The organism is Anabaena sp. FACHB-595 (assembly GCF_048568275.1).
Classification (GTDB): Bacteria; Cyanobacteriota; Cyanobacteriia; order Cyanobacteriales; family Nostocaceae; genus Trichormus.
Genome location: NZ_CP183474.1, coordinates 373,898 through 387,803, shown reverse-complemented (window position 1 = coordinate 387,803; position 13,906 = coordinate 373,898). Strand labels below are relative to the sequence as shown.

The window sequence follows — 13,906 nt, the reverse complement described above, 5'->3', positions numbered from 1 at the left end:
CATCGATGAACAACACAACAAAGAACACGCTCAGTTCTGAGATGAGTGATGAAGATTGGTTTAACTTAGGAAAATCTGATGCTTGGGCGGGAAAACCCAAAACGCCACCAGAACAAGATGCTCAAGCAGCAAGTATGTATGATTTAGGTTACGCTGAGGGAGAAATTACACATTCGCCAACCCAAACCCCCAAGGCACAACAGTAGCTAGAAATCGTCAAACACTATCATCCATCCAGCCGCATTCTGAGTTTGGGCAATCCCAATGCACCCTTGAGATATAGTCACGCTCATACTCAGCACCACATTGGGGACACTTACCAGTAAATAAAGGATGCCAATCAAGTAACTCTAATTGTTCCTCTAGTGTCCATCTCTGGCGGGGCTGTAAAATCAGTTCGCCGTTATAGTAGGTTGCCCCTTCTGGTTGCCATAGTTTCTCTATTTGGGCGTTGGGGTCTTCTCTGAAGTCGAGGCAGCTATCACCGTCTACCCCATCTGGATGTACGGCACAGATGATGTGGGGATTGTGAGAGTAAAGGAGGCAGCGATCGCACTCTGGGATTTTAGGCATAATACCAGTGTATTCGCTTTAAACAATCTTGTGCGCGCTCAAAGCAGTATCTCTTAAATCCTTGCCAGCCACTTAGTAAGTGCTAAATCTGCTAGTGATTTTAGAGTAATAATATTTTCCGAATTTGGTTGCAGAAATCTTTTATAAATTGTGGCATTGAATGGTGAATATTTATTGTGATAATAATTCCCTAGTCTTTTTTCTCTTGGCATAGCTTTCCACTCAGATTCAAGTTTCATCTTGCTCATGCCCTCTGGAACATGACCAACATGAGTAACTGTTTCACCATTTATCCATAGTCGCAATCTACCAATTACTTCTTTTCGCCATGATGTAGGAGTTGGCAACCACAAAAATACAATTGGCTTATGAGTATTTCTGTGATAACAAATCTCAGCTACGGGTTTACTTTTACCTCTGCCATATCTAATAGTATTTCGACCTTCTATAGATTCTTGAATACGCTCATCAAAACTAAGAATTTTCTCTCTGAGCTTAATAATCGCTTGCTGTTCTTCCCCAGTGCAAGCACCAAGCCAATCTAATAGTAGTTGTGGTGTTTCTGGAATATTTTGAGATGTAGTACTAAAATTTAGCTCTTGATAAGGGATAGGAATCGACCAAGTTTGATTAGTATCAATATCTTGTAACTGTAAATTAAAGTTTTGATTAATTTGTAGGACATCAACCTGCAATAAATCGATTTTTAGCAAATTATACTTGCGGTCAATTAGATTATGTCTATGAAAACATGGTGCTGCTGCTATTAGTTTAACTGGCTGGTCATAGTCTATTTGTTCTGCAAATGGTTTTTCATCTAGTAAGTTGTCATAGTAACGAGTTAACTGCTGAATAACATATCTATCTTCAGCGTTTTTAAGTTCTAGGATTACTAACTGCTTTTGGTCATCTAGGGCTAAAATATCGCAGACTTCACCTTTAACAGCATACTGTCGCTGGAGTGGGGTAAATCCTAATAACTGCTGTAGGTTCTGCCAAATAAAATCTTCTAGTGCAGCTTCTGATGCAAATTCCCAACTCTCACCCGTTTTTCTTAAAGCAGCACCAACCAACATAATTTCTCAATCAGCGTCAAAAAAATCAAGCCACAGCTAGTTTACCCTGAAATGAGGTGCGATGAATAAAGTGTTTAATTTATGATTTAAATATGGTTTAAAATAGTCATATTGAAGGTATATAACCCCTAATTAGCTAACATTAAATAATAGTAAAAACTCTTGATTATTATCATACGTAATCGGGCTACTCCCGAACAAATAGAACAGATGCTTGAGGAGGAGAAGTTTTATATTAAACTGGCAGTTGATATAGAACGCCGTATCTTGGCTGGTGGTGGTGAAATGCACTACTTTTGTGAACAAGCGTTGCTTGAGGATGGAAGCTCTCAAAAAAATATCTGGGGAGCAGGTTTTATGCCTATTACTCAAAAAATCAGCTATGATTCACTAATCAACATTCGCCCCAGTCAAGGTAATCGTTCAATGGAGATACTTGACGCTACCATTAGAGAACAAGTTGCCCAAATTATTGAAGAGTTGTTAGGTAATGTATGACTGACTGGAATCAAAAACAAGAACGCTTCCTGCAATATAATATCCCCACTCGCTTGGGTCACTTAGCTACAAATTTAGCCCGAATTAAATCTTTTTGTGACGATGTAACACCTCAAGATGTAGTAGCCAGTCTTTTAAAAGAAAGTTTGTATTTTATTGAGTGGACTGTTCCTAACATGGTGCAGACAGATGTTGACCAAGCAGCCCAGATAGTAGAATTGGGACGGGCTTTAACACGTTGGCTATTTAACTGGGAAAAAATCAGGTCTGATTCTACAGCTTTAACCCAGGTTCAAACTGAAGTGAGCTTGTGGTCACAGCGTGTTTTGGATATGTCGGGATTGTTATCAGAATCAACGGCGTTGGCGTAGCCCGTCGTAGACATCGCCTAGAAACTAAATTTCACCAGGGAACAACGCGATCGCTTACGGTTTGGTTTTTCCTCTCTGTGAGACACTACTCGCGTTCGCTTGTATTTTATGGGGGCGTTAGCGGAGCTTATCGTAGATATCGCTCTTGTATGAGCATTATTAAATGCTGTTGGCGTAGTCGTATTTGCCTCCACGTTCAAGGGCGCGTTTGTAGGCAGGTCGCGCATGGATGCGTTCGATAAATTCCTGAATCTTTGGTCGGCTTGAGATAAGTTCGGCTTGCAGGACAACCAATTCCAAAGGAAAGCTCATTTGGATATCGGCGGCGGTAAATTCTGAGCCTACAAACCACGTACTCTTACCAAGTTCAGCTTCTATGTAATCAAAGTGAAGCTCGATTTGGGGCGCGATAAATGCGTCGTTTGCCCCGCTATCCCCTGCCCCAAAGCGGTTAAATATAAGGTTCATTACCAGAGGTGGCATTGCCGAACCTTCGGCGTAATGAAGCCAATAGGTGTAGCGCAGACGCTCTGGCGTACCGGATTTTGGGATTAACTGACCATTGCCGTAGCGCTCTACTATGTATTCGATAATAGCGCCGGACTCAGCAACAGTCACTTCTGCATCTGTAATCACTGGTGACTTGCCGAGCGGATGGACTTGGCGCAGTGATGCTGGTGCTAGCATCGTCTTGGAGTCGCGTTCGTAAAACTTGATATCGTATTCGATGCCTAACTCTTCAAGTAGCCATAGCACACGCTGCGAGCGCGAGTTGTTGAGATGATGGACAATGATCATTGGGAGCTACTTTTTGTTATCTGCTTTTGCTCATCTCAAAGTATCATCAGTTCCTCTAATCTTCATCTATCTGGTGGTTTGTACTGGGTGTAATGTAGCGTTTGACTCGCTTGTATTTTATGGCTACTTTCTACCTCGAAGAGCGCATTTCTTGCTGACGCATGGGCTACCACCGTTGATGCGAAATTAATACCTGCTGGTACTTATGGCGCTGTCATGCTAGATGAAGGACACGACTTTAAACCAGAGTGGTTAAAGTTGATTGCACAGATGGTCAACCCCGAAACCAACTCATTGCTTATTCTGTATGACGATGCCCAAAACCTTTACGGAGAAAAGCGCGACAAGAAATTTAGCTTTAAGAGCGTAGGCATCCAGGCACAGGGACGCACTACCATTTTTAAACTCAACTATCGCAACACAGAACAGGTGTTAAAGGTAGCCTATGAGTTTGCCAAAGAAGTAATGCAACTCACCACCGGGGATGATGACCAAGTGGTATTGATAGAACCCGCTAGTGCTGGAAGACAAGGAGCAAAACCAGATTTAATCAAACTCCCCAGTTTTAAACATGAGGTAGATTATTTAGCCGGACGGGTGCAACAATTGCATGAGCGTGGTACAGATTGGAATGAAATAGCCATTATTTATCGCCTGAGATTCATGGGCGAAGACATCTATAACCGCTTCCAACAAGCCAAAATCCCCATCGAGTGGGTTAATGCCAATAGCGAAAGCCGCAACTATCACCCAGACGAGCCAAGCATTAAACTTATAACCATGCACTCATCTAAAGGGTTAGAGTTTCCTGTGGTTTGCATCCCTGGCATTGGTTATATGCCTGATGAATACCACACACCAGAAGAAGAAGCGCGATTACTGTATGTGGCCATGACACGGGCAATTGACCAGTTGATTATGACTTGCGATACCTGCGGTGGGCTACACCAACGCTCCTCCCAATTTACCCGCCGTTTGGAGGCAGCACTAAGCGTTAGCTTTTAAAAATGATGTCGTACAGCGACAGCAGAATCTCCACCACAATCAGAATTACCACATACCACTCTACTCGTTGGCTACTGCTATGCTGCATGAACTCCAACACGGTTTGTGCGGTTTGGGAAATTAGCTCTAGTTTTCGTTCCAAAGCATTGTGACGCTCACGGATTTCGTATTCATCCTCCAAACGCAAATATAAGTTTTCTAACTGTGGGGACTCCCACAGCAACTCCGGCTTATCGATAATCTCGACTCGACCCACTATCTTATGTTGAACTAACAACGTAGTCCCTAGTTGACGCAATAATTCCCGACTCTTGCGTTTACTTCTGTTGTCACTCTGGAGACTAGCTGCAAACGGTTCAATTTGATCAAATACCGTTGCTAGGCTCGTTTCATAATGAGAAAGAACAACACTTTTAGCCAGAATATCAGCCACTATCTGCAAACGTTCTACACTAAATTCATGTAAGAAAATTTTTCCTTCCTTAACTCGCTCACTTTCGGCAACATTGAGATGAACTTCTACCTCTTCTGTTTCCGGCTCAGTGAAAGAATCACTAACTTGAGAGGATAGTTGGGTTAAAAAGCCTACCTTTTCCGCAGGCTCAAGGTTAAACAGAACAACTGCACCATAGCCTAGCAGCACTGCACAGCCATATTCACCTACTGTAACCATTAATGGCATAGTCGCCAAGCAAACGTAATTCTCCAATCTTTGTAGGTTAATCTTCTTACCAAGGAATAGGGCTTGCGCTCTAAAGCTAGTTCTGTCATGAAAAAGGAGTTTTTGCATTATCACCCAACACTATGTTTTGCCCATTAAGGGAACACCAGGAAATAGATTATCCCATCTTGTGATTGCCAAATTACCAGAACCTTTGAAGATGGAGGTGTAATTTCAACTTTTTCTTAGAGGAAAATGCACAAGCGATCCCACCTTATCACCCTTTACTTTTTCCACGGTAACTTTGTACCCATCTCGGTTAATGCCGAGAACACTAGATACATAATCAGCAGTCCAGCACTGATAAGAAAAATTACAACGTCATTATTCATTGGTAAAGTGGTAGAGAGCAGCGATAACAGCCGTTTAGCGATCGCCTAAATCAAGCGTTCCCTTCGGGATGCTACGCAAACGCGTAGCGTCCGCACCAGAGGAAAAGAGCGAACAAAGAAGGAACACCCCTAGCCCTCTACGACCTGTATATTATTTAATAAGTGTTAATTTTATCTGTATGATGCAAGATTTAGAGATACTTGACATTGTAGATGAAAGTGATTGCGTTATCGGACAAAAGAAACGCTCAGAAATATATAGTCAAGGGTTGTGCAATTTTAGAGTTGTCAATTCTTTTGTAGTTAATTCACTTGGAAAACTTTGGATACCTCGCCGTTCTGCCCAAAAACGAATTTTTCCCCTTTGTCTTGATGTCAGCATGGGTGGTCATGTGGAAAGTGGAGAAACTTACGAAGATGCTCTGCAACGTGAACTCGAAGAAGAATTAAACCTAGATTTAAACATGGTTAATACGCAGTTATTGGGTTATTTAACACCATATAAATATCAAGTTTCTGCTTTTATGAAAGTTTATGAAATTAGATTAGATTATGAACCAGATTACAATCAGAATGATTTTATTGAAAGTTTTTGGTTATATCCTTCTGAATTAATAGAATGGTTGAATAAAGGTGAACCTGCAAAAAGTGACTTGATTAAACTTGTGCAGATGTTTTATGCAAATTAAGCTCGACTTTTGAGGACTAAAATTAATAAAAGTTTTGGCTCTTGCGTTGGTTTTATGGTGTGGCATTGAAATAGCCGTTTTATAGCAAGGCTTAAGAACTTCAACTCCAGTCCTACTAAGGAATATAGGCTCTGATTAGATTTTATTTCTTATTCGACTCCATAAAAGGAACTGAAGAGCCAAAGTTGGTTCTTCAGTTAATTTTATGGAGAATTAATAGTAAAATGCCAGTTTAACAAACTGCGTAATCTGAAATTGGTAAAGTTACGAAAGCCATATCCAAGTCTTTTAATTAACTTGAGTTTATTATTAATTCCTTCTACAGCACCACTTGTGGTTCTTCCGTCAAAATAACCGACTATTTCACCAAACCATCTAACTATTGTACCTATACTTTTCGGGAAATATGAAAGTGCATCATACATCCAATCCAATAGTTTTATTATACTATCTCCCCAGGATTTAGTTGTTTCAAATATATCTCGAAATTGTTCTTTAAGTGAGTGCATTTTGGCGAGATTTGGCGACACCTCTTGCACAGATTTTAATTTTTCTCTTTGCTTTTCATTTAGAGAGTCTTCATTTTTAATAATCGCATATTTACTCTTATTCAATGCCTCTAATATTCGCTCTTTTTCTGATTTATTATCTAGCGATATAGCTGCTTTCTTTTCAGCTTTACGCATAGTATCTAATTCGTCATTTACTTGTTTCATTACATGAAATCTATCAGCAGTTATATTAGCATTTGGCATTAACTCTTCTACTAAATTTTTATAAGGCAACCAGAGGTCAATGCTCACTTCTTCAATTTGATTAAGTATCTCAACTCCCCAACTGACAAGTACTTCACGAATATCTTCTATTCGTCTTGATTGCACTATCTCAATTGGTTTATGACTATCTAAATCCACTAATATTGCTAAGTAGTTTCCTTTTCCTTTAACTAAAGCTATTTCATCTATACCTAACTTTTTTACCTGACTTAGGTTAATGTTTAATATGTGCGAGACTTGCTTTTTTAACATTGATTCTACTTCTTCATCACTTAATCCATTTCTTTGGGCAACACTCCGGATATTACTATTTAATACTTGTTGAACTATGTCGGTCGCTAATCTTTTAGTATATCCTTTACTTTTATCTACACAGTCTAGTTGTTCGCTAAATACTTTTTTACACTTATGACATTTAAATTGCCGACGATTTATTTTTAATAACACTGGTTTTTTATTCCACGGTAAATCATGAATTATTCGCCAGTGATTTTGATGTATACTGTGAGTCATTTGACCGCACCAAGGACAAGTCGAATAGTTCACACTTTTTTCTATCGTTATAATTATTTCTTCACCTTCAAGTTCTTGAAAATCTAATACTTTCATATCGGGAAGATTCAGGATTTGTTCTACTGGAAACTTCATAGCGATCGCCTAAAACTTTACTATATTATAATATAGATGATAATTTTAGAGTTCTTTAACTATGCTTGATATTTACTAAATGCCTATGTAATCTATCTTATAGGCATTGATATCACTAAATTATAAGTTATTAAAATCAAGTCAATTCTAATAAACACCATAAAACTACCGGAAGAACCACTTTTATCTACACAGTCTAGTTGTTCGCTAAATACTTTTTTACACTTATGACATTTAAATTGCCGACGATTTATTTTTAATAACACTGGTTTTTTATTCCACGGTAAATCATGAATTATTCGCCAGTGATTTTGATGTATACTGTGAGTCATTTGACCACACCAAGGACAAGTCGAATAGTTCACACTTTTTTCTATCGTTATAATTATTTCTTCACCTTCAAGTTCTTGAAAATCTAATACTTTCATATCGGGAAGATTCAGGATTTGTTCTACTGGAAACTTCATAGCGATCGCCTAAAACTTTACTATATTATAATATAGATGATAATTTTAGAGTTCTTTAACTATGCTTGATATTTACTAAATGCCTATGTAATCTATCTTATAGGCATTGATATCACTAAATTATAAGTTATTAAAATCAAGTCAATTCTAATAAACACCATAAAACTACCGGAAGAACCAGAAATTTTTACTATCTTTTTACTTTAGCTGATGATTGCTATGGCAAGGAAAATAGCTCTTAATTCGGTTAAATACTATACATAACAGTAAGGAAAAAACACACCATTTTGTAAGCCAGTCAAATATTCTTAAAGTATTATAAAGTTTTTAGTCTAAATTAATACAGATAAACAGCATTTTACTGATTTATAGTAACTATTCTAGTTTTTAATAAAGAATCTTTGATGTCTAAAAGTATATTAATGTCTGCAATATTTATCATTTCGTCCTATTATAAGGAAACTTAGCACTCTCTAAAGGTGTTTTTAACACTACTGAAAATTTTAAATATCTTAGTTTAAGTTAATGACAACTAATTTCTCTTGGATTAAACAGTGGTATCCAATAACTCCCACCAGTTATTTAGAACCATCTTACCCTACACCTATCACTTTGCTTGGGAAGAAGTTGGTAGTTTGGCAAGATAAAGATCACACATGGGTAGTCATGGATGATGTTTGCCCTCATAAATTGGCACAATTGTCTTTAGGAAATATTAATCAAGATGGAAATCTCATGTGTCGCCATCATGGTTGGTGTTTTGATGGGGCAGGAAAATGTACAAATATTCCTATGCTCAATGATCCGCAAGCTTTAATGAATGCTTGTAGCAGTCAGCGATCGCAAGTTACAACATATCCAACTCAAGTTCTACAAGGATTACTATGGGTATGGCCAGACAATAGTTCTACAGCTTTTGCAGATAGCGCTTTGAAGCCCCCTGCATTGATGCCAGATACAATTGGTAGCTCGATGAGCGATTGGTTCATGTCAGAAGTTCCCGTAGGTTATACTGTTTGTGTTGAAAGTAGTTTTGATCCTTCTCACGCACAATTTCTACATGAAGGGATCGCTGGATTTTCTCCTCAAAGAGCTATCCCTATAGAAAATTTTGAAGTCATGGGAAAAATGTCGGCGGAAGATGGTTTTATTTTAAAGCACTCTGGCTACAATGTTTTTAACAAAGACATGGATGCAACTCGGAGGTTTACTCCACCATGCTCTAATACAACAATTTATAAATATTCCAACGGCAAATCTGCAATATTTCAATTATATTTTGTTCCTACGAAACCAGGTTATTGTAAACAGATTGGCAAATTCATTGCGGATATACCTTCACAGAAACGAAATTTTTGGTTCCAGTCTCTACCTACATATTTACAGACTGGTTTAAATCATTCATCTAGTTATAAATTAAGTAACCAAGATTTGTCGATGATGCACTCCCAAACTATTAACGAATCACTCGAAAATAAACCTTGGCAAAAGTTATATTTTTTACCTTCAGTTGCTGATACTGGCATTGTTACTTTTCGGAAATGGTTAGATGAGTTTGCTGGTGGTAAACCTGAGTGGCAGGGAGTTACGGAAGTACCTTTTCAAGGATTAAGTGATGAGCAATTATATGATATCTGGCATAGGCATACAAAGCATTGTCCTAGTTGCCGCCAGTCTCTTGTTTTAATAGATAAAGTCAAAGATTTTTGTCGATACTTAACGCTAGGATTAATACTTTTATCATTATTATTAATAATAATTGGTTCAGATATAAATATAACTCTCGTACCAGTTGTATTTGGAATATTAAGTTTGATTGGTTCATATCAATTAGATTCATTCCGAGGGCGATTCCTCAACAGTATTCCCAGAAAAGGTTTACCCATTGTTAGATTGTATGGAGATTAGCAATACCTTTAATAATTCTAGCAATCTTTAATCTTTAACTGATATTGGTAGTTATCGATAGTCGGTTGGACTAATTTAGATTTAAGTTCATAATTTTCATAATGATGAGAAACACAACTATTAAGAAGATTCTCATTAAATAAGTTGCAATGGGATGCAGCTTAAAAATACTATTAACAAAGTATATAAATCATCTAATAACATATGTCTAAACTCTTCGCCGTTGTCGTAGCAACTGTTCCCGAATATTATGAGTATAAAAAAGCTCACCCAGAACATGATCCTGACCAATTGACTTGGTTTCGTGAGCAGCAAGAGAAAGGAACACTTCTGTGCTGTGGCCCGTTTTTTCCCCACGATGGAACTGGGCTGTGGATAATTCAGGCTGAGAATTTAGAAGCGGCTCAAGCCATTGTCAACAGTAGTCCCCGTGTACGGGATGGAATGTTAGCTGACTCTGCTAGAGTTGTGGAGTGGCAGGCTCACATTGGGAATGAACGTTTTGAAAGTTAAAGCTACGACTTACGCTTGGGTTTCCTTTAAGAATTATGCCGTAAGACTGCCTCTAAACGGGCGGATAAATTCAAATGAGCGATATCTAAGCTTATTTACTCTATTGCTTACAGTTGAGTAAAATAAGCGTTATTTAAAAAAATTGTTTTATTATTAATCTGGAGATTTTTAACAGTTTTTTATTACTCCCTATTAAACACTTCCAAGATCAATAAGACAAAATCACCAAGATTACTATATTTAGCTGTCAGTCTTTTATACTTATTTTCTGTTATCAACTTTCCTGCAACTATATCAAATGCCTCTCCTAGCTTCAACTGTTTAGGGATACTTACAATTACACTTTCAGGCAAATAAAAACTTTTGTTCTTGCCCTGAGTAGGGTCTAACATTAAATCTTGAACTTCTTCTTGTGCTGATATTTGCAAATCAGGTGTTATTGATTGTTTTTTCCCGCTCCAATTTCCTGATAGATTATTTACCTGTTGACCTTGTGTCATTTGCGGATAACTACCTAAATGTTCACGCAGGTATAAAATCTTCTCTAAATTACCATTTTCACTATATATACTACCTATACTAGTATTTCCATCTTCATGCTTTAAAAATAACTCAACTGAAAAACCGCTTCCTGATTCAAGCTTTTTCGGAACCCAAGCACTAGCGCCACCACTGCTTAACGAAAGCGCTCTTTTAGAAGCATCGGCTGGATGTAATAATCCATCAGTTAAATTACAAGTTTCTTTTTCAATTTTCCACTGTTTTTCTTGTACTGCTCCATCTGCCATTGGGAACTGATTAATATGCGTAATTACAGTTTTATCAATGTTTGCACGTAAATTCCGAATACCTTGAGAAGACTTGATTATTTCTTGGTCTGGCGAATATACAGTCCAAATTCCGTACCAAGCACTATCCTCAGTAGTTAGATGACCAAATAATCTTTCCCAATGCTGTTCTTGTATATTCATTTTTTTGGATTTGAATCTTATCTTTAGTTGTCTTGGTTACTCATTTTCAAGCAGAACAGTAAGTGCAGCAATGGATATCAACATTTCGTTATTTTTTTGATTAATTCCCATCAACTGGGTTCTACTTTGCATTGCTACCACTATTTATGTTTGCTTCGGGCTTAATAAACTTTAACGTCATGCGATCGCTCTCCCCAATAGCAACAAGACGTTGCCGATCCTTTTGTCCTTGCCTCAAGGTTGGCGGTAATGCCCAAACACCACCAGGGTAGTCTTTGGTATCTTGAGGGTTGGCATTAATTTCTGACTTGCCTACTAATTTGAAGCCTACTTTCTCCACCGCCGCAATTACGCCATCTTCTGACATATAGCCCGTTTTTATACTCTCTTGGAGCGAAATACCTGGTTTGGCACGATGTTCTTCCACTCCCAGAATACCTCCTGGCTTGAGCGCTTTGTACGCTGCTGCATAAACCTGCTCGGCATAGCCTGCATTTACCCAGTTATGAATATTGCGGAAAGTAACAACCATATCTACAGAGTTATCTGGAGCTAAAGTCAGTTCCTGTGGTGGATTAATTAGGGCAACTCTTATCTTGCCAAAAACTTCTTTGTTAGCTTCTAACTTCTGTTGAAAAGCTGTAGCTAACTTCTGCTGGAAAACTACTGTTGGGATTTTACTGTCGTTTGGGGCGAAGTTGGTCACGATTAGTTGTCCTTTAGCTGCCAGATATGGAGCTAATATCTCAGTATACCAACCACTTCCCGGCCATAATTCAACTACTGTCATGTCTGGTCGTAAGCCAAAGAATGACAAAGTTTGTGTTGGGTGACGATACTTGTCTCTTTGCCGATTTTCCTCAGAGCGATGAGAGCTTGACAGTATGCTTTGGAGTGTTGTTGTGCCATCCAAATTGGCAGGCTTTCTGCTTTGGTTTGCTAGAACACTGGGGACAAATGCAGATAACAATACTAATAAAGCTAGAGTTAGAGCTTTGAACAACCCAAGGCGGTACATATGCTTTTTCATCATATTTTTCTCCTTCGGGCTTTAGCATAAGGCGAATTTGAGCCAAAATGCTGAGAAGTTTCTTTAAGCCAGGTTTAACCTTGGTACGGCTAAGATTGTGCTTCCTGCTAACTAACCCAGTAATATGAATCTATTGCAGAACGCTAGAATTATCATTTCGGCAGCCGGCTTTATCAGCACTGTTAGTTGGCTCATGCACTTGAATTTCCTGTATTTTTGAGTTCCTTCGCTAATCCTCAATAATTACACTAATTAAATTAGGATGGTACGCTTGAAAAAATGAAACCTTGCCTGAGTAGAGTATTAAATGTTGGATGTAGTATTCATAAGCATTCACGCCCACAAAATCAAACAGAAGTTACTAATTCTTCATTCCCGACACCAACACCCGCACCCGCTCATCCTCATAAATATTTGGTTTGGCGTTAACTTGCGTACCACTCACTTTAAAATATTTAATCATTGTGTAGCTCCTTTTCCCTGACGATCAACAATAAGCTTGGCCGCTTACAGTAATTTGATAACTTTATTCAGGGAATAGGAAGGAAGTTTGTGAGATTAGCCACCAATAAATATCTACCTGTGATTGCTACAAAACTAGCGATTATAGCTTCAATAGCCTTTTTACAGTTACCAGCTAAAGCAGTTACATTGGTAACTGAGCGTGCATCACTGAAGGCTAATGACCAAATTGATTGGTTGAGCTTGGGTAAAGTCTTTAACCCCTTTGCTCCCAACCGGGCAGATTTTCTGTCTAATTCATTTAGGGCTACATCTGGTGGTGGATTAGGACTTAGAGTAGACATTCCATTTGTTGCGGGTGTTACTCCTCCATTTGTGTTTCAAACCGCTTTCCCACCTCAAGGTATTCCCACAAATTTTGCCAACGGCGATTTAATTTTGTTGACTGGTTTACAGCCAGGTACGTTTCCCGCTCTTGGCAACCCAGGCCCTTTGAGTATTACCTTTGAACAACCTGTTTTTGGTGCAGGAACTCAGGTATCTGTTGACGATACTTCAGAATTTACCTTATTCATTTCCGCTTTTGATCAAATAAATAAATTACTAGATACTTTTTCAATACAAGGTACTTCCTCATTAGCACTGGATAATTCAGCACGATTTATTGGCGTTCGTAGCAACATAGCCAATATCTCACGACTCGTTTTTAGCAGTTCTGAACCGAACCGTGCTTTTGGGATTAATAAGGTAAGTATTGTTGCCGCCGTTCCTGAACCATTTTATACCTTAGCTATATTAGTTTTTGGCGTTTCCGGTATTATTCTCAAACAAAAGCAACACTCCTGAAAATTATTACTCATCTCAAAATTTTCATAATAACAAGGCACGTACCTGTTATACCAATTCGCAATTCGCAATTAAAAAACTTAGATGCAGCAAGGTTTTCAAGGTTTACATCTGTATCAGATTTTTCGTGAAATGGTATTAGTAGGAGTTTCAGAAGATTGATTGTAATAGAAGTGCGATCGCTTTACTCCATATTCCACTATTCCTTGAGTTGCATTTGAA

At 38.3% G+C, this 13,906-nt stretch carries 16 protein-coding genes and 1 pseudogene; 9 read left to right on the top strand and 8 right to left on the bottom strand.

The genetic code is table 11. The features are described 5' to 3' along the window. Positions 1-5: 5 nt before the first annotated feature. The gene (locus ACN222_RS28660) at positions 6-206 is read left to right on the top strand and encodes a hypothetical protein (protein WP_010999908.1); all 201 of its coding nucleotides are present in this window, start codon (positions 6-8) and stop codon (positions 204-206) included. A gap of 10 nt (positions 207-216) precedes the next feature. On the opposite strand, the gene ACN222_RS28655 is transcribed toward ACN222_RS28660, so the two are convergent. Next, positions 217-573, bottom strand: coding sequence for a hypothetical protein (locus ACN222_RS28655; protein WP_010999907.1), 357 nt, complete (start codon positions 571-573; stop codon positions 217-219). Between the two features lie 53 nt (positions 574-626). Then, positions 627-1,649 carry an endonuclease NucS domain-containing protein gene (locus ACN222_RS28650; RefSeq protein ID WP_010999906.1) on the bottom strand — a complete coding sequence of 341 codons (1,023 nt, stop codon included), beginning with the start codon at positions 1,647-1,649 and terminating at the stop codon, positions 627-629. A 162-nt stretch (positions 1,650-1,811) separates the two neighbouring features. On the opposite strand from ACN222_RS28650, the gene ACN222_RS28645 reads away from it, so the two are divergent. Both ACN222_RS28645 and ACN222_RS28640 read left to right on the top strand, forming a co-directional pair. Next, on the top strand, positions 1,812-2,147 hold the full coding sequence (locus tag ACN222_RS28645) for a DUF5674 family protein (protein ID WP_272867780.1): 336 nt from the start codon (positions 1,812-1,814) through the stop codon (positions 2,145-2,147). Further along, positions 2,144-2,518, top strand: a complete 375-nt coding sequence (locus ACN222_RS28640; RefSeq protein WP_010999904.1) for a hypothetical protein — start codon at positions 2,144-2,146, stop codon at positions 2,516-2,518. The genes ACN222_RS28645 and ACN222_RS28640 overlap by 4 nt, the downstream gene beginning before the upstream one ends. 159 nt (positions 2,519-2,677) lie before the next feature. On the opposite strand, the gene ACN222_RS28635 is transcribed toward ACN222_RS28640, so the two are convergent. Next, the gene (locus ACN222_RS28635; RefSeq protein WP_010999903.1) at positions 2,678-3,316 is read right to left on the bottom strand and encodes a glutathione S-transferase family protein; all 639 of its coding nucleotides are present in this window, start codon (positions 3,314-3,316) and stop codon (positions 2,678-2,680) included. 216 nt (positions 3,317-3,532) lie between these two features. Between ACN222_RS28635 and ACN222_RS28630 the strand changes: the two genes are divergently transcribed. Beyond that, a complete protein-coding gene (locus ACN222_RS28630) occupies positions 3,533-4,321 on the top strand; it encodes a 3'-5' exonuclease (protein ID WP_010999902.1) in 789 nt (262 codons plus the stop codon). Here ACN222_RS28630 and ACN222_RS28625 read toward each other — a convergent pair. Further along, positions 4,311-5,111, bottom strand: a complete 801-nt coding sequence (locus ACN222_RS28625; RefSeq protein ID WP_044523687.1) for an RMD1 family protein — start codon at positions 5,109-5,111, stop codon at positions 4,311-4,313. The two genes, ACN222_RS28630 and ACN222_RS28625, sit on opposite strands and share 11 nt — an antisense overlap. Positions 5,112-5,237: 126 nt before the next feature. On the opposite strand from ACN222_RS28625, the gene ACN222_RS28620 reads away from it, so the two are divergent. Next, complete coding sequence (locus ACN222_RS28620) at positions 5,238-5,423, top strand: hypothetical protein (RefSeq protein ID WP_168371006.1); 186 nt, start codon at positions 5,238-5,240, stop codon at positions 5,421-5,423. Positions 5,424-5,553: 130 nt separating this feature from the next. Next, complete coding sequence (locus ACN222_RS28615; RefSeq protein WP_044523685.1) at positions 5,554-6,063, top strand: NUDIX hydrolase; 510 nt, start codon at positions 5,554-5,556, stop codon at positions 6,061-6,063. Between the two features lie 203 nt (positions 6,064-6,266). On the opposite strand, the gene ACN222_RS28610 is transcribed toward ACN222_RS28615, so the two are convergent. Together ACN222_RS28610 and ACN222_RS28605 are read right to left on the bottom strand one after the other, a co-directional pair. Further along, positions 6,267-7,487, bottom strand: a complete 1,221-nt coding sequence (locus tag ACN222_RS28610; protein ID WP_010999899.1) for an ISL3 family transposase — start codon at positions 7,485-7,487, stop codon at positions 6,267-6,269. Between the two features lie 179 nt (positions 7,488-7,666). Next, a pseudogene (locus ACN222_RS28605) lies at positions 7,667-7,954 on the bottom strand (transposase family protein); the annotation flags it as partial. Positions 7,955-8,479: 525 nt separating this feature from the next. Between ACN222_RS28605 and ACN222_RS28600 the strand changes: the two are divergent. Both ACN222_RS28600 and ACN222_RS28595 read left to right on the top strand, forming a co-directional pair. Then, the gene (locus ACN222_RS28600; protein WP_010999897.1) at positions 8,480-9,862 is read left to right on the top strand and encodes a Rieske 2Fe-2S domain-containing protein; all 1,383 of its coding nucleotides are present in this window, start codon (positions 8,480-8,482) and stop codon (positions 9,860-9,862) included. A gap of 204 nt (positions 9,863-10,066) precedes the next feature. Then, on the top strand, positions 10,067-10,375 hold the full coding sequence (locus ACN222_RS28595) for a YciI family protein (RefSeq protein WP_010999896.1): 309 nt from the start codon (positions 10,067-10,069) through the stop codon (positions 10,373-10,375). 182 nt (positions 10,376-10,557) lie between these two features. Here the strand turns inward: ACN222_RS28595 and ACN222_RS28590 are convergent, their stop codons facing one another. Further along, positions 10,558-11,346 (bottom strand): DUF3598 family protein, encoded by a 789-nt coding sequence (locus ACN222_RS28590; protein WP_010999895.1) that lies wholly within the window; start codon positions 11,344-11,346, stop codon positions 10,558-10,560. Between the two features lie 121 nt (positions 11,347-11,467). Beyond that, the gene (locus ACN222_RS28585; RefSeq protein ID WP_010999894.1) at positions 11,468-12,379 is read right to left on the bottom strand and encodes a class I SAM-dependent methyltransferase; all 912 of its coding nucleotides are present in this window, start codon (positions 12,377-12,379) and stop codon (positions 11,468-11,470) included. A gap of 549 nt (positions 12,380-12,928) precedes the next feature. On the opposite strand from ACN222_RS28585, the gene ACN222_RS28580 reads away from it, so the two are divergent. After that, positions 12,929-13,684 (top strand): hypothetical protein, encoded by a 756-nt coding sequence (locus tag ACN222_RS28580; protein ID WP_010999893.1) that lies wholly within the window; start codon positions 12,929-12,931, stop codon positions 13,682-13,684. Positions 13,685-13,906: the final 222 nt, after the last annotated feature.